Annotated in this window: 10 protein-coding genes and 1 pseudogene; 9 read left to right on the top strand and 2 right to left on the bottom strand. The window is 67.9% G+C overall.

Annotated features, from left to right (window positions below; all coding sequences use genetic code 11):
• From ACM9NP_RS19555 to ACM9NP_RS19530, 6 genes and pseudogenes are all read left to right on the top strand, one after another.
• Positions 1 to 1,215, top strand: a pseudogene (locus ACM9NP_RS19555) (hypothetical protein); the annotation flags it as partial.
• A gap of 49 nt (positions 1,216 to 1,264) precedes the next feature.
• Entirely contained in the window at positions 1,265 to 2,014 is a 750-nt protein-coding gene (locus ACM9NP_RS19550) for a class I SAM-dependent methyltransferase (RefSeq protein ID WP_415648194.1), read from the top strand.
• A gap of 418 nt (positions 2,015 to 2,432) precedes the next feature.
• Complete coding sequence (gene hutU, locus ACM9NP_RS19545; protein WP_415648193.1) at positions 2,433 to 4,112, top strand: urocanate hydratase; 1,680 nt, start codon at positions 2,433 to 2,435, stop codon at positions 4,110 to 4,112.
• A 2-nt stretch (positions 4,113 to 4,114) separates the two neighbouring features.
• Positions 4,115 to 5,275, top strand: a complete 1,161-nt coding sequence (hutI, locus tag ACM9NP_RS19540; RefSeq protein ID WP_415648192.1) for an imidazolonepropionase — start codon at positions 4,115 to 4,117, stop codon at positions 5,273 to 5,275.
• A gap of 56 nt (positions 5,276 to 5,331) precedes the next feature.
• Positions 5,332 to 6,432 (top strand): hypothetical protein, encoded by a 1,101-nt coding sequence (locus tag ACM9NP_RS19535; protein WP_415648191.1) that lies wholly within the window; start codon positions 5,332 to 5,334, stop codon positions 6,430 to 6,432.
• Positions 6,433 to 6,680: 248 nt separating this feature from the next.
• Entirely contained in the window at positions 6,681 to 8,750 is a 2,070-nt protein-coding gene (locus ACM9NP_RS19530; RefSeq protein WP_415648190.1) for a S9 family peptidase, read from the top strand.
• A 206-nt stretch (positions 8,751 to 8,956) separates the two neighbouring features.
• Here ACM9NP_RS19530 and ACM9NP_RS19525 read toward each other — a convergent pair whose 3' ends face one another.
• Entirely contained in the window at positions 8,957 to 10,159 is a 1,203-nt protein-coding gene (locus ACM9NP_RS19525) for a dipeptidase (RefSeq protein WP_415648189.1), read from the bottom strand.
• Between the two features lie 84 nt (positions 10,160 to 10,243).
• Positions 10,244 to 10,906, bottom strand: a complete 663-nt coding sequence (locus ACM9NP_RS19520; RefSeq protein WP_415648188.1) for a copper homeostasis protein CutC — start codon at positions 10,904 to 10,906, stop codon at positions 10,244 to 10,246.
• A gap of 546 nt (positions 10,907 to 11,452) precedes the next feature.
• Here ACM9NP_RS19520 and ACM9NP_RS19515 point away from each other — a divergent pair.
• The 3 genes from ACM9NP_RS19515 (at position 11,453) to ACM9NP_RS19505 (ending at position 19,463) form a co-directional block, all read left to right on the top strand.
• A complete protein-coding gene (locus ACM9NP_RS19515) occupies positions 11,453 to 12,103 on the top strand; it encodes a hypothetical protein (RefSeq protein WP_415648187.1) in 651 nt (216 codons plus the stop codon).
• Between the two features lie 63 nt (positions 12,104 to 12,166).
• Positions 12,167 to 14,245, top strand: a complete 2,079-nt coding sequence (locus ACM9NP_RS19510) for a flotillin family protein (RefSeq protein WP_415648186.1) — start codon at positions 12,167 to 12,169, stop codon at positions 14,243 to 14,245.
• Positions 14,246 to 14,498: 253 nt separating this feature from the next.
• On the top strand, positions 14,499 to 19,463 hold the full coding sequence (locus tag ACM9NP_RS19505; protein ID WP_415648185.1) for a DNA repair ATPase: 4,965 nt from the start codon (positions 14,499 to 14,501) through the stop codon (positions 19,461 to 19,463).
• The last annotated feature ends 106 nt before the right edge of the window (positions 19,464 to 19,569 follow it).

The following is a 19,569-nucleotide window of genomic DNA, read 5'->3' as shown; positions in this document are numbered from 1 at the left end:
GACCCGGTCCAGTTCGCGTTGGACGCGCTCGATCGGGAGGCGGCGCTGTGGACTCGCGACGACGCGCCGGACTCCTTTCGCGTCGACACCCCGCTGACCCTGGCCGACAACGCGTGGAAGGCGGGCCGTCGGCTGCGTCGGCGCCGTCGGGTGCGAATCGTCGCGGGCTTGGTGGTCGCGGCTCTCGTCGTCGGGGTGTACGGGGTGACGGCGAGTCTGCCGGAGCCGCCGCCGGTCGACCGGCAGCTGACATCGAACGCCGTTTATCCCTTGGATCACGATCGCTGGTTGCTCCCGACTCCCGCGCTGTTGGCGGACACCCCGGTCGCGGAGACGGCCAATCCGTTCGACGGGCTCAACAGCGATCCAACGCCGCTGAGCGAGGGCCCGGTCGGTGCCTTCGTCGCGGCGACCCAGCGACCCGACGGCGCCGTCACCGTGTTCGGTGACGACGGCTCGCACCGTGTCGTCAACGCGGTCGCGGAGCCGGTGGAGCGAGCGTTGTCGGAGCGATCGATCTCCTTCGACGGGCAACGACTGGCGTTGATCGACGGGGACGGCGTCATCGTCGTCGGGACCGACGGTGTCGCCGCGGACGTGGAGACGTCCGTGGACGGTGGGGTCATCGATGTCGCCTGGTACTCCGATTCGCTGACACTGCTGGTCACGGGTGTCGAGGGTTCGTTCGCGATCGACGCCGACACTGGCGAGGAGACGGCGCTGAAATACCTCGGCACCGACACGGCGGTGGCCGCCGGAGTCGAGCAGGTCCGAGAGTTCACGTCGCCGACGGCGGACGAGCCGATGTTGCGGCTGCACGGGGGCAACGTGCCCCACCGTGAACTGCCGTTCATCGTCTCGCAACCGTGGGCCGGTGGGTGGACGAGCCCACCCATGACCAGCCAGAGCGGCGGGCAGCTCGCGCGCGGGTGCGTCCCGGACGCGGAGATCGAGGTTCCCGCGTCCTTCGGTACCCCGGTCGGCTGTGTGGCCGTGCTCAGCGTGTCGGGCAAGGTCGAGAACCTGCTGGTGCTGACCGACGCCCATCCGCCCGCCCGTCAGTCGTTGCTCGCGTTCCATCGCGGCGGCGTGATCCTGACGGTCGGAGACGACGACGGGCCGTACCAGCGGGTGCTGCGGTGGGACGTCGAGACGGGCGGTTTGACGGTGTTGGCTCACCTGAGCGCGGAGACGCTCGTCGCCGTCGCACCGTGAGCGCCGAAAAACGCGGGTGATCTGCGCCTGTCCATGTTTCAATGCCGCCATGACTGTCGACAACCCGTACGACGACCCGGACCAGGCCGAACTCTACGATCTCGAGAACCCGTGGGGCGCCTGCGACGACTACTATCTGCGGCTCATGACGGCGGCGGAGTCCGTCCTCGACATCGGTTGTGGCACAGGCACTCTGCTGGCCGCAGCTCGGCGCGACGGACATCCCGGCGAACTCGTCGGGGTCGACCCGGCCGGGGCGATGCTCGCGGTCGCGGCGGCTAAGACGACGGAGGTCTCCTGGCACCGCGCCACCGCCGAGGAACTGCGGCTCGGTCGCCGCTTCGACCTGATCACGATGACCGGTCACGCGTTCCAGGTCCTCCTCGACGATGACGCGATCCGCGCGGCGTTGGCGACCTTCCGCGCGCATCTCGCGCCGAACGGGCGGATCGTCTTCGAGACGCGCAACCCAACGGCACGGGCCTGGGACGTCTGGGACGCCGCCCCGCCGTCGACAGTAGAAGTGCAGGACGGCAGGGCGTACCGCGTCGACTACGACGTGATCGCCGAACGGGGCGAGCTCGTCGAGTTCGCCGAGAACATGGTCTGGGACTCGGGTGAGACGGTCCGAAACGTCGCGACCCTGCGATTCGCGTCGCTGGAACGGTTGACGGAGTTGCTGACCGAGTCCGGCCTCGCCGTCGATCACGTCCACGGCGCCTGGGACTCCTCCCCCGTCACCCCGACGAGCCCAGAACTGATCATCACGGCCCACGTTCCGGACACCGCGAAGCGTTGACGCCGAGCACATCCGCCCGACCACCCCGAATGGCGGGGGACGCCGGGTCGAAACATGATTGGTATCGCGGTGGTCGAGTCCCCGGCTTGGTGGGTCTTCCTTTCTGCCGGTGGTTCGTGTTGCCGCCCCGTACGCCCGCCCCACCAAGCCGATGATGGGTGGTCACGTTTGTTCGACGGTCGCCCTTCGGGCACGTTTCTTCGTCCCACCAACCCTTTCCGCTCGAGACTTTGCGGCTTGGTGGGGCGGGGTACGTGTCGGGACCGTTCTGCGGAGTCGGTAACGGAGACCCACCAAGCCGGGGAAGCCGACTTCTGCCGGGTCGAAACATGATCGGTCCCAACACATCTGGCACCGCGCAAGGTGCCGTGAAGGACGTGGGGGTGGCGTTACCGAACGGATCGTTACGCTGTGCCTCATGAGCGATGTGAACGAGCCGAAGTCCTCCGGGCCCCGTCCCGTCAGCAGCCCGCGCGGCACCGAGCTGTCGTGCGCGAACTGGCAGATCGAGGGCGCGTACCGGATGCTTCAGAACAATCTCGATCCTGATGTCGCGGAACGCCCCGACGACCTCGTCGTATACGGCGGTACCGGCAAGGCGGCGCGCAACTGGGCGAGCTTCGACGCGATCCTGCGGACGCTCAAGACCCTGCGCCCCGACGAGACGCTGCTCGTCCAGAGCGGCAAGCCGGTCGGGGTGTTCACGACGCACGAGTGGGCGCCGCGCGTTCTCATCGCGAACTCGAACCTCGTCGGGGATTGGGCGACGTGGCCGGAGTTCCGTCGGCTGGAGGCAGCCGGCCTGACCATGTACGGCCAGATGACCGCCGGTTCATGGATCTACATTGGAACGCAGGGCATCCTTCAGGGCACCTACGAGACCTTCGCCGCCGTCGCGGACCGGCACTTCGACGGTTCCCTCGCCGGGACGCTGACCTTGACCGCCGGGTGCGGCGGTATGGGCGGCGCCCAACCGCTCGCCGTGACGATGAACGGCGGGACGTGCCTCATCATCGACATCGACCCGACCAGGCTCGCTCGGCGCGTCGAGACGCGATACCTCGACGTCGTCGCCGATGACATCGACGACGCGATCAGCCGCGCGACGAAGGCGCGAGCCGACCGGACGGCTTTGTCGATCGGACTCGTCGGCAACGCCGCCGACCTGGTGCCGGAGTTGCGTCGGCGCGGCCTCCCCGTCGACATCGTGACCGACCAGACGTCCGCGCACGACCCGCTCTCGTACGTGCCCGACGGCGTGGACCTATCGGACTCGGCGGCGCTCGCGGAGTCCGACCCGGAGGAGTACACGCGCAGGTCCCGCGCGGCCATGGCCAAGCACGTCGCGGCGATGGTCGACTTCCAGGACGACGGCGCGATCGTCTTCGACTACGGGAACTCGATCCGGGGCGAGGCGGAACTCGGCGGTTACGAACGCGCCTTCGACTTCCCCGGCTTCGTACCCGCCTACATCCGGCCGCTCTTCGCCGAAGGCAAGGGACCGTTCCGGTGGGCGGCTCTGTCCGGCGATCCGGCCGACATCGCGGCCACCGACGCCGCGATCCTCGAACTGTTCCCCGAGAACGAATCCCTGGCCAGGTGGATCAAGCTCGCGGGCGAGCGCGTGGAGTTCCAGGGGCTGCCGTCGCGGATCTGCTGGCTGGGATACGGCGAACGCGACAAGGCGGGCCTGCTCTTCAACGAGATGGTCGCGGACGGACGCCTGAAGGGCCCGATCGTCATCGGCCGAGACCACCTGGACTGCGGCTCCGTCGCGTCGCCGTACCGCGAGACCGAATCCATGAAGGACGGTTCGGACGCCATTGCGGACTGGCCGCTGCTCAACGGCATGCTCAACGTCGCCTCCGGCGCCACCTGGGTCTCGATCCACCACGGTGGCGGTGTCGGCATCGGACGGTCCATTCACGCTGGCCAGGTCACCGTCGCCGACGGCACGCCGCTCGCCGCGGAGAAGATCGCGCGGGTGCTCAGCAACGACCCGGGCACCGGCGTCATGCGACACGTCGACGCCGGATACGAACGCGCCGAGGAGGTCGCGCGCGAACGCGGCGTCCGCACCCCGATGAACGAGGGCTGACGATGAGCCTGCTCATCGATCGGATCGGCCAGCTGACGACCTGCGATCCGGTGGGCACGGTCCTCGCCGACGCGGCCGTCGCCTGCGAGGACGGGAAGATCACCTGGATCGGCCCCGCCGCCTCGGCGCCGGCCTGCGACGAACGGATCGACGCGGGCGGTCGGGCCGTCATACCCGGCTTCGTCGACAGCCACTCCCACCTGGTGTTCACCGGTGACCGGTCCGCCGAGTTCGCCGCGCGGATGGCCGGTCGGCCGTACACGGCGGGCGGCATCCGCTCGACCGTCGCGCTCGTTCGCGACGCCGACGACGACACGTTGCGCCGCAACGTCTCCCGGCTCGTCGCAGAGATGCTTCGACAGGGCACCACCACCGTCGAGGTCAAGGGCGGTTACGGACTGACGATCGCCGACGAGGAACGCAGTCTGCGAATCGCGCGCGAGTTCACCACGGAGACGACGTACCTCGGAGCACACGTCGTCCCCGACGGCATCGACGCCGACGCGTACACCGAGCTCGCGGCCGGGCCGATGCTCGCCGCGTGCGCGCCGTACGCGCGATGGGCCGACGTCTTCTGCGAACGGGGAGCCTTCGACGTCGACCAGGCTCGCCGGATCCTCACCGCCGCGCGGGCCGCCGGTCTCGGCCTGCGCGTCCACGGCAATCAGTTGGGCGAGGGCCCGGGTGTTCGTCTCGCGGTGGAACTCGACGCCGCGTCCGTCGACCACTGCACCTACCTGACGGACGCGGACGTCGACGCGCTCGCGGGCGGCGACACCGTCGCGACGCTGCTGCCGGGCGTCGAGTTCTCGACGCGCTCGCCGTACCCGGACGCGGCGAGGTTGCTCGACGCGGGCGTCACGGTCGCTCTGGCGAGCGACTGCAACCCGGGTTCGTGCTTCTCGTCGTCGATGCCGTTGATGATCGCGTTGGCCGTGCGGGAGATGGGAATGACCGTGGCTCAGGCGCTCTGGGCGGCGACTGCCGGTGGCGCTCGGGCGTTGCGCCGTGACGACGTCGGCACCCTGGATCTGGGGAAACGCGCCGACCTGGTGATCCTCGACGCACCCAGTGGCGACCATCTCGCGTATCGACCGGGTGTGCCGCTCACCCACGCCGTCATACAAAATGGAGCGATCGCGTTTTCGATTGACAACCCTTGACAGGTAACCCATTCGTCCGGTCGGGTCCGCCTGAACGGGTAGTAGAGTGGGCCGTTATGTCGAACCGTGGCGCGCCGGCGTGGGCATCGGCGCTGAACCTGACCATATTGTTCTGGGTCGGTATCGGCTTGGCGCCTCTGTCGGCGATCATCATGTTCGTCTCCGACTCGCAAGGGGCGTTCAAGTTCGCGCTGATCTGTGGGCTCGGCTCGATCGTGCTCATCGGCTCGTCGGTGGCGTTTCGCCGCGACGCCGACGACGTCGACGCGGAGCTCGGTGACGAGATCGCGAAGCTGGAGATGGACACGCGACGTAGCCTCGCCGAGATCCGGACCCAGTTGCGGCAGCTGACATTGGACGGTCCGCCGTCCGACGTCGGTCGTCCTCGACCGGAACGATCACCGGAACGCGGCATCGACGCGCGTTACCGGGAGGAGGCGCGCCCGGCGCGCCCGATCGAACCGCGTCGGACCGAGCACACCGAGGCCCACATGACGCGCCGTCCCGAGGCCGAGTTCGAGGACACGGGCGAGATGCCGGGGGCCGAGCCGCCGATCCCGCCGCGTCGGCGACGTGCCGCGGAATCCGAGCGGTACGCCGGGCACTCCGAGGACTATTCGTCCCGTGACGACGAGCAGAGTGGCCGGTACGCGGCGCCGCGCGTCGAGGAGGAGCCGGGCGTCTACCGGGCGCGGGCCGCTTCGCCGTCGGGTCTCGCCGGGAAGCTGTCGAAGTTGCGGGCGGGGCGAGAGTCCCGTTCGGCCGGCCGAGACGAGGCCGACGAGCTGCTGTCCGGTCTGGGCGCGAGCGCCGACGAATGGGGCGACACGTCGGTTCCCAGACAGGAGCGGTCCCGCGACGGCGATTACGGCCGTGGCCGGGACGAGCGGCTTCGGCGCGCGCATGATGACGACTATGGACGGTCGCCGGAGCCGGGTGCCTGGGGCCGTGAACCGCGCACCGGCGAGTCCCGTTCGGCGGGCGAGCGCCGCAGTCGTCGCGCCGACGGTTGGACGGACCGCCGCGAGGAGCAGCCCGAGCGCGCCCGCATCAGCGACCGCGAGGCGGAACCGCAGACCCGGTGGAGCGAGCAGGACCATCCGACCCCCCGCGCCAACTCCTATATGGATGAATACTACGGCGACGAACGACGGTGAACACCGGTCGCGCGCGGCGAATCGGATTCGTCGGGCGCGACCGTTCTTCGACGCGCCGACGGGTGTCACGCGATCGTGTGAATCGGGCGGCGCTTCGCGAGGTCGAATCGCCCTCGGCCGATACGGCGGGTCGGGCGATTCCTCGCCTTGCCGGATGACGCCCTGACCCGCGTCTCATGACACCCGAGACGGCGGGCCAAGGCTTAGTCGATCGCGTTCCGGCGGGTGCGGTGGGTAGCCTCATCGGCATGCAGACACCACCGACCGCCAATCGCCACGACACCGTGCGTGAACACCACGGGGACGCCGTGGTCGACCCGTACGCCTGGCTCGAGAACGCCGAGAATTCCGAGACGATCGATTACCTGAAGGCGGAGAACGCCTATACCGAGTCGATGACGGAGCACTTGAAACCGTTGCGGGAGAGTATCTTCGACGAGATCAAGCGGCGTACGCAGGAGACCGACCTGTCGGTTCCGGTCCGCAAGGGCGACTGGTGGACGTACAACCGCACCATGGAGGGCAAGCAGTACCCGATCCACTGCCGGGTGAAGGCGAACGGCGACACCCCGCCGGAACTGTCGGAGAACGGTTCACCGCTGCCGGGCGAGGAGATCGTCCTCGACCAGAACGTCCTCGCCGAGGGGCACGACTTCTTCTCGCTGGGCGTTTACGACTTCTCCGTGGACGGCAACGTGCTCGCGTACGGTGTCGACTTCGCCGGGAACGAGCGCTTCACCTTGCGCTTCCGTGATCTCCGGACGGGCGACGACCTCTCCGATTCCGTGCTGGGCGTGTTCTACGGGGGCGCGTGGAGCGCGGACGGCGAGTACTTCTTCTACTCCACCGTGGACGACGCGTGGCGTCCGCACCAGGTGTGGAGGCACCGGCTCGGTTCCTCCGAGGACGACGTTCTCGTCTTCGAGGAGACCGACGAACGGTTCTGGTGCGGCGTCGAGTTGTCGCGCAGCGAGAAGTACCTGTTCTGCGAGTCGCATTCGAAGATCACGAGCGAGGTGCGCTTCCTCGCCGCCGACGACCCGACCGGTGAGTTCGTCCTCTTCGGGCACGGCCGCCGCACCGGCATCGAACTGTCGATCGACCACCAGGGCGACCGCTTCATCGTGCTGCACAACGAGGACGCTCCGAACTTCGTGCTCGGCTACACGCCCGTCACCGACACGACGGCGTTCACCGAACTGGTCCCGCACCGTGATGACACGCGCTTGGAGTCGGTGGCCGCCTTCGACGGCTACCTCGCGGTCAGCCTGCGCCGGAACGGTTTGACCGGGATCCGCATCGTCGACAACGCCGGTGCGGGCCACGATCTGGCCTTCGACGAGGTCTTGTACTCGGTGTCCCCGATGTTCGGGCCCGAGTACCACGCGACGTCGCTGCGTCTGTCCTATCAGTCGATGGTCAGCCCCGACTCGGTGTACGACTACGACATCGCGGGCCGGGAACTGCTGCTGCGTAAGCAGAAGGCCGTCCTCGGCGGCTATGACCCGGCCGCGTACCAGCAGCACCGCCTGTGGGCGACCGCGTCCGACGGCACTCAGGTTCCGATCTCGATCGTCGCCCGCGCGGACGTCGCGGCCGACGGTTCGGCGCCCTGCCTGCTCTACGGCTACGGCTCGTACGAGACGAGCATCGACCCGTACTTCTCGATCCCCCGACTGTCTTTGTTGGACCGTGGGGTGGTCTACGCGATCGCCCACGTGCGCGGCGGCGGCGAGATGGGTCGACACTGGTACGAGGACGGCAAACTCCTGAACAAGAAGAACACCTTCACCGACTTCGTGTCGTGCGCCGACCACATGGTCGAATCGGGTTGGTCCGCCCCGGACAAGCTCGTCGCGCGTGGCGGGTCGGCCGGCGGCCTGCTCATGGGCGCCGTCGCGAACCTCGCACCGTCGCGTTTCGCGGGCATTTGCGCCCAGGTGCCGTTCGTGGACAGCCTCAACACCATTTTGGACCCGACGAAGCCGTTGACGGTCATCGAATGGGACGAGTGGGGCGACCCGCTGCACGACGCCGATGTCTACGCGTACATGAAGTCCTACGCGCCCTACGAGAACGTCGCGGACGTCGCGTATCCGCCGATCCTGTCGGTGACCAGCCTCAACGACACCCGAGTCGGCTTCCATGAGCCGGCGAAGTGGACGGCGCGACTGCGGCACGACGCCCAAGGCGGTCCGTTCCTGCTGAAGACGGAGATGGAGGCCGGTCACGGCGGACGCTCCGGCCGGTACGACGCGTGGCATGAGGAGGCGTTCAACCTGGCGTGGACCCTGGACCTCTACGGCCTGCGGGAGTAGCTCCGGCCCCGACGCTCAGCCGCGGCGCAAACGCCGTGAGCCCCCTCCGCGACCTTCGCGGAGGGGGCTTCCCGCTTGGTTGGCCAAAAGTTCCGCTTGGTTGGCCAAAAGTTCCGCTTGGTTGGGCAAATGTTCGAAACAGGCGTGTTTTCGCAATTTGCCCAACCAAGCGAGACGTTTAACCAACCAAGCGGAGGGAGGGACCGTCAGACCGGCAGCGCGTGGGAGGGGCGTACGTCCGTCATCGCGGCGGCGGCCGATTCGGTGTCGCGCATGACGCGGATGACGTTGCGGCAGGTCAACTTCGCCAGGTCGTCGTCGCTCCAGCCGCGTCGAACGAGCTCCTCCAGCACCCTCGGATATGCGGCGACGTCGGTCAGATCCTTTGGCGTCGTCGCGATGCCGTCCATGTCACCGCCGAAGCCGACGCATTCGACGCCGGCGATGTCCCGGATGTACTCGACGTGGTCGGCGACATTGGACGACGACACCGGCGGGCACGGGTTGTCCGCGAGCCACTTCGCCCGGCGTTCCCGCTGACGCCGGTACGCGTCCTCACCGTCGGCGCCGCTGGCGCTCCACTCGGCGGGCGACGCGCCCTCCATCTCCTCCAACCGGTTCATCCAGTCATGGCACTCCTCGGTGAGGAAGCCCGGGACGAACGTCGCCATCACGACGCCGTTCGTCTCGCCGACGCGCCGCAGCACGTCGTCGGGGACGTTGCGGGGGTGGGAACACAGCGCGAGCGCGTTCGAGTGCGAGAAGAACGCGGGCGCGCGACTGACGTCGAGTGCCGCCCGCATCGTTGACGGCGCCACGTGGGACAGATCGACGAGCATGCCCAGCCGGTTCATCTCGGTGACGACGGACCGGCCGAAGTTCGACAGGCCGCCGACGGCCTCCCCGTCCGGATCGGTCGCGCTGTCGGCCCACCCGGTGTTCGTGACGTGCGTCAGCGTCATGTACCGGGCGCCGAGGCGGTACATCATTCGCAGGGTGCCGAGCGAGTCTCCGATGCTGTGGCCGCCCTCGATACCGATGAGGGAGGCGATCCGACCAGACGCGAAGACCGCCTCGACGTCGTCGGCGGACGTGGCGAGCGCGAACGCGTCGTAGCGGTCGATCATCTCGTGGGCGGCGTCGATCTGTTCGAGGGTCGCCGTCACGGCGGTCTCGCCGGTGAGGTTCACCGGCACGAACACCGACCAGAACTGACCGCCGATCCCTCCGGCTCGCAACCGGGGAAGATCGGTGTGCAGGCCGCGATCGGTCTGGTCCTTGGCGATGTCGATGGTGTCGAAGTCGTACCGGACCATGCCGCGCAGGCGAATCAGCAGGTCGTTGTGGCCGTCGATGATCGGGGAGTGGTCGAGGAGGCCAAAGACCCGGTTGGCGAGGTGTTCAGACATGCGCGCCAGCATACTGGTCGCGGCGCCGTTTCGATACGATCCACAGTGATCATCAGATCTTGGTCCACTATGGTTGGCGAGGGTTCATGCGGTGTCGACCAGCCGCCGCCAGTTCGCGACGCGTTCGGCGTCGACCGGCGCGTCCCATGACGTTCGGACGGCCGATCCGACGTGGAAACCCAGGACTCCGGCCGCCCGCAGCGGTCCGACGGCTTCCGGGGTCAGCCCTCCACCGGCGAGAACCGGGGTCGACGCGGCGACGCGCAGCACGGAGGCCAGACCGTGGCGGAGCCCGTCAGGGGATCCGGCGGTCAGTACCTGGTCGAGACCGGGAAGCGGGGTGACCGCCGCGATCGCCGCCGGGTAGTCGACGGCGTGATCGACGCAACGGTGGCACGTCCACGGCAGCCCGCCGACTTCGGCGAGCCGTGTCATTGCGGCCGTGTCGGGTTGCCCGTCCCCGCCGAGGAAACCGAGAACGAAGCCATCCGCCCCCGCTTCCCGCAACGCCGCGGCGGCGCGGCTCAACGCGGCCTCGTCACCGACGGCGAATCCGGCCGCGGTCCGCAACATCACTCGAATCGGCAGAGCACTGGCGCGACGGATCGCCGCGACCGTCGCGACGTCCGGTGTCAGTCCGTCGGATGCCATGTCCGCGACGACTTCCAGGCGATCCGCTCCGCCGTCGGTCGCGGCTCGCGCGTCGTCGGCGGTGAGGGCGATGATCTCCAGTAGTGGCGACGTCATGACGTCGATCCTCCCAAATCGGTCGAACCTGTCAACGCCTTCGGCGGGAGCGCGCATCTCCATCCCTTGCCGGGGACGGTGTCCGGTAGGCGTACCCCGACCAGACGCCCGACCTACTGCCGCACATCCACACCCGGATGGCCGCGACGTCTCGCGGCCACTTCCGTTTCATCGTGCGGGGAGCCCACGTCGGTCACGCATGACCGCCAGGTCGATCCAGTGTTGGAGGTATACGGGTCGGAGCGGCTGGTGGGCGCCCACGTCGGTGGGCGTCCGGAATGGGACGTCGCGAACGTCGCGGGTTCTGCCCATAGGCGGCACGAATTGGTGATAAGTGGTGTGGCGCATCAGTTGTACCGTGAAACCATCGCCGAACGGAATGGAGAACGGTTTCCGGTGAGATCGAACCGACACCGTTTGCCCTCCGTTCGTCCGATGTCGCGAATGGCCGTACGCCGGTAATGTTTCGCGTCCGAGCACGGTTGCGGCCCGCATGTAACGTGTGATCGGTTGTATTGAACGGGAATCGGGAAAGGAACGGTGCCGATGGGCGAACTGGTGGAGGTCGGCTTCAGCTTTCCGGCCGTGGTGTTCACCTTCGCCTTCGTCGTCGTCATCCTCTTCTGGCTGTTCGTTCTTTGTGGACTTCTCGGCATCGACATGCTGGACGGTGATGTCGATGCGGACGACCAGCCCGCCTTGCTCGGGATGCTGCCGGTGACGCGCTCGGCCAGAGCCGTTCCCGTGACGGTCGTCCTGTCACTGTGGATCTCCCTGGCGTGGTTCGCGAGCGTCGTCGTCACGGTCTTCCTGCGGGAGTGGGACCTCGACGGCGTGATCGCGACGCTCATGGCGATCGTCGGGTTGCTGATCGGCGCTTTCGCGGCTTGGTTGATGACCGTGCTGCTGGTTCTGCCGTTGGGGCGGCTCTACGGGAACGCCCCGGCCGCGTCCCGACACGATTTCGTCGGCAAGACGTGTCGTATTAGGACGCAGACGGTCGGCGCCGATTTCGGGCAGGCCGAGATCACGTCGACCGACGGGTCTTCCGCGATCATCCCCGTCCGCGCGCCCGCTCCGGATGCGGCGGCCGCGTTGGCGGCGGGAGACACCGCCCTGATCTACGAGTACGACTCGACCGGCGAGTACTTCCTGGTGGCGCCGTTCGACTTCGATCTCTCGTCACCGCTTCGGTGAACACGCACTTAATCCGCATTTAGCCCAATAAATTTCATCGCATTCCTCGAAAGGCATTTATCGATGGAGGCCATCCCCGTGAGCCTCGGCATTCTCATTGCCGTGGTCTTGTTGATTCTGATTGTGGCGTTGATCCTCGTCGTCCGATTGTTCCGCAAGGTGGAACAAGGGAAGGCGCTCATCATTTCGAAGATGCGCCGGGTCGACGTGACGTTCACGAGCGCCGTCGTTCTGCCGGTGTTGCACCGCGCCGAATTGATGGACATCTCGGTCAAGACGATCGAGATCGAGCGGACCGGCAACGAGGGGTTGATCTGTCGCGACAACATCCGCGCGGACATCCGCATCTCGTTCTTCGTTCGCGTCAACAAGACCAAAGAGGACGTCATCAAGGTCGCGCAGGCGATCGGTTCCGAGCGGGCGTCCAGCCGGGAGACCTTGCAGGAGCTGTTCAACGCGAAGTTCTCCGAGGCGTTGAAGACCGTTGGCAAGCAGCTCGACTTCGTCGACCTCTACACGCAGCGCGATCAGTTCCGCGACCAGATCATTCGCGTCATCGGCACCGACCTCAACGGATACAGCCTCGAGGACGCCGCGATCGACTTCCTTGAGCAGACGCCGCTGACGATGCTCGACCCGCAGAACATCCTGGACGCCCAGGGCATCCGCAAGATCACCGAGCTGACCGCCATCGAAGCGGTGCGTACCAACGAGTACCGCCGCGTCGAGGAGAAGGAGCTCACGAAGCAGAACGTGGAGGCCCGGGAGGCGATCCTCGAACTGGAGCGTCGTCAGGCCGACGCGGAGCTGAAGCAGCACCGCGAGATCGAGACGATTCGCGCCCGCGAGGAGGCGATGATCGAGAAGGTCCGCGCCGAGGAGCGCTTGAAGGCCAGCGAGGCCGACATTCGCACGAACGAGGCGCTCGGCATCCAGCGGGAGAACCAGGCCCGGGAGATCGCCGTCGCGGAGAAGAACCGGGAACGCGTCATCGCGATCGAGACGGAGCGGATCGAGAAGGACCGCCTGTTGGAGGTCGTCGGTCGGGAGCGGGAGATCGAGCTGGCGACCATCGCGAAGAACAAGGAGCTCGAGGGCGAGCGTCGGGACATCGCCGAGGTCGTTCGGGAGCGGATCGCCGTTGAGCGGACAGTCGCCGAGCAGGAAGAGGCGATCAAGAAGCTGCGGACGATCGAGGAGGCCGAGCGGGAGCGTCAGGCCACGATCATCGGTGCCGAGGCGGAGGCGCAGGAGCGACTCGTCAAGGACATCAAGGCCGCCGAGGCCGCCGAGGCCGCCGCGAAGCACAAGGCTCGCGAGAACTTGACGTTGGCGGAGGGCCGTCAGCAGGCCGCCGAGCTTGAGGCGCAGGCGATGATGCGCCTCGCCGAGGGTAAGCGTGCCGACGAGGCCGCGACCGGTTTGGCGCGTGCGCAGGTGCTCGAGGCCGAGGCCGAGGCGATGGAGAAGGCCGGTATCGCGGAGGCGAAGGCCGCCGAGGCGCGTGGCCGCGCCGACGCCGAGGTGACCGAGGCGAAGGGCCGAGCGTCCGCCCAGGCGACGGAGCTCGCCGGGATGGCCGAGGCCGTCGCGCTGCGCGAGAAGCTGCGCGGCGAGGCCGAGGGTCTCACCGAGAAGGCCGCCGCCATGGCGGCGTTGGACTCCGCGTCGCGGGAGCACGAGGAGTACCGCCTCCGGTTGGAGATGGAGAAGGAGGTCCGCCTCGCGGGCATCAACGTCCACAAGGAGATCGCGGAGGCTCAGGCCACCGTCCTCGCGACCGGCCTGGAGAAGGCCGACATCTCGATCGTCGGTGGCGACGGGGCGTTCTTCGACCGGGTGACGGGCGCGATCGGCGCCGGCAAGGCCGTCGACGGTTTCGTCGAGCACTCGACCGTGGTGAACGGCTTGGCGGGTTCGTGGCTCGACGGTTCGAAGGACTTCACGGAGGACCTGTCGAAGCTGATGAGCGGCGTTACCAGCGCGGACTTGAAGAACCTGTCGATCGCGGGCCTGTTGACCCGGCTGATCGCGGCGGGCGGCCCCGAGTCGGGGAAGCTCACGCAGTTGCTGGATTCGGCGCGTGACATCGGGGTGGCGGACTCGCCCGTCGCGGCGTTGACGTCGAACTCGCGGCACTGACCGCGTCGCCGCCGTGGCCGACCGGCTCGGTCGGCCACGGCGGCTCACTGTGGAATGAGGGTTCCGGAAGCGGAGGCTTTCAAGGTGTGGGAGTCCGGATGGAGCGTGGTTTCGGCGGAGGTGACTTCGCGTCCCGGTTGGACGCGGAACGCGCCGCCGACGAAGCCAGGCGACGTCAGGGGCTCTCGCGGCCGAGACACGCTCCATCGCCGGAACCGTTGAGGGCGGGTCTTGTGGACTGTGAGGATGACCGTTGAGCGAGCTGGAAACCGATAACGGGGCGTCGGGTTTGGACGCCGGTACCTATGAGGTCTTGCGGGCCAGACTGGTCGCGCAATCCGAGGAAGTGGCGCGTCGCGCCGAGGAATTGAACACGCGTCGTCTGGAGGTGTTCGGCGGCACCGAGATGCGGTTGCTCGGCACGGACCGCATTCGGACGGCGAACAACTGCGTCCCCCGCGACATCGTGCAGGTGGGCGGCCGGATGCTGTTCGGCTACAACGTCTTCATCGGGTTGAAGCCGAACACCGAGGTCGGCGACGTCTTCGCGTCCCATTCCTTCGAGCGTGACGGGGACTCGTTCGCGTTCGCGCCCGCCGAGGACGACGCCCTGCTGTCGGCACCGGCGTTCCGGGCGGATTTCGAGGAGCTGTACCGGTACTACCGGTTGGCGCATCTGCTGCAGTTGCGCATCGTGTCGGGGAATCGGCTGCTCGCGGTGTTCCAGATCGGCGAGAAGGTCGACGACATCCGGGTTCTGCGGTGGGACATCGCTCCGGACGGCACTCCGTCCTATATTGACTCTCGGGGCGAGCGGGATCACGTCTTCCCCGATCAGCACGACTTCGAGTGGGCGTCGACGACGCGGGACGACCACGTCGGAGGCAAGCACCCGCACGTCTCGGTCGAGGGCGAGGTGTTCATCGAATGCGTCGGGGGCGACCTGACCGTCAAGATCGAGGACAACACGTCCACCGGGGTGGGCGTCTACTCCGAACCGGTCGCCGAGAAGCTCCAGAGCCTCGCCGACGCCGACATCCGGTACGCCCGGGTCGGACCGCTGATCCTGTTGAAGATCCTGCCGTACAACGAGACCGAGTGGCGTTACCTGATCTTCAACACCCGCACGAAGACGGTGACGCGCGCGGACGGGATCGGCATCGCCTGTCGGTCGCTGCCGGAGGACCAGGGTGTCATCTTCCCCGGGGGCTACTACCTGTCGACGGGTTCGTACAAGGCCTTCGAGACCGATGTGTCCGATTTGGAGTTCGAGCGCGTCATCAGGTCGCCGAACGGCGAGGACGTCCTATACGTCTTCCACGCCCGGGTCGACGGGCGCACGCTCCTGTTGCCGTACAACGTTATTCGCAAGGAGATCAGTAACCCGATCTCCTGCCACGGATACTCCATCTTCGACGACGGCACCATGGCCGCGTTCCGATCCACATCAGAGGAACCGACGCGCGTGCACCCGATGCAGGTGTGGCAGACGCCGTTCGTCGCCGACACATACGCCGCGGCCCTCCCCGTCGGTAATTCCCCACTGGAGCGACTCGGCAACGCCGAACTGGTGCGAGGCATCTCCGACGCGCTGTCGGTGCCGCGCATGGTCGCCGACATGGAACCCTCCACGGAGGTCTTCGAAGCGCTGATCGCGGCGTGCACACGGGCCCTCGACTCCTACTACTGGCTCGCCGACGAGGAAGTGGGCGAGCTGGCCGAGCCCCTCGCCTTGGTCCGGGACACCGCCACCGCCGTCCTCGACGAGTACGAGACGGTCGCCGCGCTGCGCCGCCAGGCCGTGGACGCGCTGGAGGAGGCCCGCGGTCAGGTCCACGCGACCATCCGGCGCAGCCGAGGCGAGGCCCCGAAGTCCGCCGACCTGTGGGTGTTGCAGTTGGCGGAACTGCGCGCCGCGCAGGGGCGACTCGTCACCCTCGCCGAGACCCGCTACATCGACACCGACGCGCTGGACGCCTTGTCCGGGGAGGTCGCGGAGGAGCTGACGTCGGCCGGGCGTCGCGCGGTCGCGTACCTCAGCCGCGACGAGGCCTTCGCGAGCTACCACGAACAGATCGAGGGACTCGCCGCACAGGGCGAGTCGATCGAGTCGACGGCGCAGGCCGCGCCTCTGCTTCGGCAACTGTCCGAACAGAACAGCGGCCTCGAAGTGCTCACCGAGGTAGTGTCCAATCTCGACATTAATGATGTCACGGTTCGCACCCGAATCTTGGAGAGCATCGCCGCGGTCCTCGCGGGCGTCAACCGGGCCCGCGCGATCCTCGCCGCGCGTCGCCGAGAACTCCTCGACTCGGAGGGACGGGCGGAGTTCGGCGCCGAGTTCGCCCTGCTCGGGCAGGCGATCACGGCCGGTCTCGCCGCCGCCGACACCCCGACCGCCAGCGACGAACAACTCGGCAAGATCATGCTCAGCCTGGAGAACCTCGAAGCACGGTTCTCGGAGTTCGACGACTTCCTCGCGCAGCTCGGCGACAAACGCGCCGACGTCTACGAGGCCTTCGCGACCCGCAAGCAGGCGCTGCTCGACGAACGCGCCCGGCGCGGCGAACGGCTCACCTCCTCGGCGGACCGCATCCTGTCCGGCGTCACCCGCCGGTCCGCGACGCTCGGCTCCATCGACGAGGTCAACACCTACTTCGCGACCGACCCGATGGTCACCAAGCTCCGATCGATCGCCGACGAACTCCGCGAACTCGGCGACCAGGTCCGAGCGGAGGAACTGACCGGACGGATCAAGGCGGCCCGTCAGGAAGCCGGACGCGCGCTCGCCGACCGTCAGGACCTGTACGACGGCGACGTCATCAAACTCGGCGGGCACCGGCTCCCCGTCAACAGCCAGCCGATGGAGCTGACCCTCGTCCCGTCCGGTGACCGGCTCGCGTTCTCGTTGAGCGGCACCGACTACCGCTCGGTCGTGGACGACCCCGAATTCGCCGACACCCGCGAGTTCTGGGACCAGCTCGTCGTCTCCGAGACGCCCGCCGTGTACCGCGCGGAGCATCTCGCGGCGGCCGTGCTCGCCGAATCCGACCCACAGCGTCTCCGCGAGGCGGCACTGGGCGACGAGGACCTGCTGACCACGGTGCGCGCCTTCGCCGAGGACCGCTTCGACGAGGCGTACGAGCGCGGCGTCCACGATCACGACGCGACGTTGATCCTTCGGACGCTGCTGCGCCTCGACGCGGGCGCCGAACTGCTGAGGTACCTGCCCGCCGATCGCGCCGCCGCCGCGTTGTACTGGGCCTACGGCGTTCCCGCCGCCGACCGTCCGATCTGGATGGCGCGGGCGGCCTCGCTCGGAGCGGCCCGCGCCGCGTTCGGCCGCACGAACGCCGTCGACCAGCTGTGCGCGGAACTCGCCGACGGCATCACGACGTTCGCCGCCGAGACGGGCCTGTCGATCGCCGCCGACACCGCGACCGCCGCGGAGTACCTGTTCGAGGAGCTCGCCGCGGGCGGAGCCTCGATCGTGGTCGGCGACACGGCGTCGACGCTGCTCAAACGCTTCCGATCCGGTCTCGGCCGCGACGGCGCCGCCGCGTTCGAGCGACACCTCGTCGCGCTCGGGGACGACGTGTCGAGCCTGCGGGCGCGGCATCAACTCGTGTCGGCGTGGCTGTCGGCGTACGTCGAGGGGCGCGAAGAGGACCCCCAGCGGTGGGCGACGGACATTCCGGAGGCCGTCGCGCTGGAACTGTTGGGAGACCGGGTTCCGGGCCGTTCCGTCGGCGCCGAACTCAACGCCACCGTGGACGATCTACTGGGGACGCACCCGAGGATCTCCGGCCGCTCGCTGCGGGTTCGACTGGACGAGCTCCTGTCTCGGACGGCGATCTTCCGCCGCGACCGGGTGCCCGCCTTCCGCGCGTTCCTGAAGCGCCGCAACGCTCTCGTCGCGCGGGAGAAGGAACGTCTGCGCATCGACGAATACCGCCCGAAGGTGATGAGCGCGTTCGTCCGCAACCGGCTGCTCGACGACGTGTACCTGCCTCTCATCGGCCAGAACCTCGCCAAGCAGATGGGCGCGGCGGGTGACAACAAGCGCACCGACCAGTCCGGCATGCTCCTGCTGATCTCCCCTCCCGGCTATGGCAAGACGACGCTCATGGAGTACGTCGCCAGCCGACTCGGGATGGTGTTCGTCAAGGTCAACGGCCCGTCCCTCGGGCACGAGGTGACGTCGCTCGACCCGACGGAGGCGCCGAACGCCACCGCGCGGCAGGAGGTCGAGAAGATCTCGTTCGCGCTGGAGGCGGGCAACAACGTCATGCTGTACCTGGACGACATCCAGCACACGAACCCGGAACTGTTGCAGAAGTTCATCTCCCTGTGCGACGGTCAGCGTCGCATGGAGGGCGTCTGGAACGGGCGAACGCGGACGTACGACCTGCGCGGCAAGCGTTTCGCCGTCGTCATGGCCGGTAACCCGTACACCGAGTCGGGCAAGCGATTCCGCATCCCCGACATGCTGGCCAACCGCGCCGACGTGTGGAACCTCGGCGACGTCCTGTCCGGACGCGAGGAGGTGTTCGGCCTCAGCTACCTGGAGAACGCCCTCACGTCGAACCCGGTACTCGCGCCGTTGACGAACCGCGCCCGAGGGGACCTGGAACTGCTGGTGCGGCTGGCGTCCGGAGACGCCAACGCGAGCCCGGAGGGCCTGTCGAACAGCTACCCGGCGGCCGAACTGGAACAGATTCTCTCGGTGCTGCGCAAACTCATCCGCGTTCGAGAAGTCGTCCTGCGCAACAACCAGGCGTACATCGCCTCCGCGGCGCAGGCCGAGTCCTCGCGGACCGAACCACCGTTCGGCCTACAGGGTTCCTACCGGAACATGAACAAGCTCGCCGAACGCGTCGTGCCCGTCATGAACGAGGACGAACTGGAGGCCGTCATCGACGACCACTACCTCGGCGAGGCGCAGACTCTCACCTCCGGCGCCGAGGCGAACCTGCTGAAACTCGCCGAACTGCGCGGACGTCTCACCCCTGAACAGTCGGCACGCTGGGCCGACATCAAGGCGGCGTTCGTCCGGGAACTGGCGCTCGGCGGCGACGGGGACGACCCGGCCTCGCGAGCCGTCGGTGCGCTGGGTCTGCTCGCCGAGGCGATCGGTGGCGTCGAGTCCGCGATCTCGAAGGCCGCTGACCCGCGCGCGACGGCGCGGGGAACGGCCACGGTCTACGGCAAGAACTGACGAATATGCACAGGGGACGGACGGCCACGTCCGTCCCCTGTGTCGTTCTCGAAGCCAGAGCCGTTGGGGGAGAACGCATTCGCTCGCCTACTCGGCTTTGATGGGG

The organism is Stackebrandtia soli, assembly GCF_965137155.1.
GTDB classification, from domain to species: Bacteria; Actinomycetota; Actinomycetes; order Mycobacteriales; family Micromonosporaceae; genus Stackebrandtia; species Stackebrandtia soli.
The sequence above is the reverse complement of the archived record's forward strand: the minus strand, read 5'-3'. Positions and strand labels throughout refer to the sequence as shown.

Coding starts and splice junctions, on each gene's coding strand:
- ACM9NP_RS19530 (WP_415648190.1), top strand. CDS start 6,681: ATGCAGACACCACCGACCGCCAATCGCCACGACACCGTGCGTGAACAC.
- ACM9NP_RS19515 (WP_415648187.1), top strand. CDS start 11,453: ATGGGCGAACTGGTGGAGGTCGGCTTCAGCTTTCCGGCCGTGGTGTTC.
- ACM9NP_RS19510 (WP_415648186.1), top strand. CDS start 12,167: ATGGAGGCCATCCCCGTGAGCCTCGGCATTCTCATTGCCGTGGTCTTG.
- ACM9NP_RS19550 (WP_415648194.1), top strand. CDS start 1,265: ATGACTGTCGACAACCCGTACGACGACCCGGACCAGGCCGAACTCTAC.
- hutU (WP_415648193.1), top strand. CDS start 2,433: ATGAGCGATGTGAACGAGCCGAAGTCCTCCGGGCCCCGTCCCGTCAGC.
- ACM9NP_RS19520 (WP_415648188.1), bottom strand. CDS start 10,906: ATGACGTCGCCACTACTGGAGATCATCGCCCTCACCGCCGACGACGCG.
- hutI (WP_415648192.1), top strand. CDS start 4,115: ATGAGCCTGCTCATCGATCGGATCGGCCAGCTGACGACCTGCGATCCG.
- ACM9NP_RS19525 (WP_415648189.1), bottom strand. CDS start 10,159: ATGTCTGAACACCTCGCCAACCGGGTCTTTGGCCTCCTCGACCACTCC.
- ACM9NP_RS19535 (WP_415648191.1), top strand. CDS start 5,332: ATGTCGAACCGTGGCGCGCCGGCGTGGGCATCGGCGCTGAACCTGACC.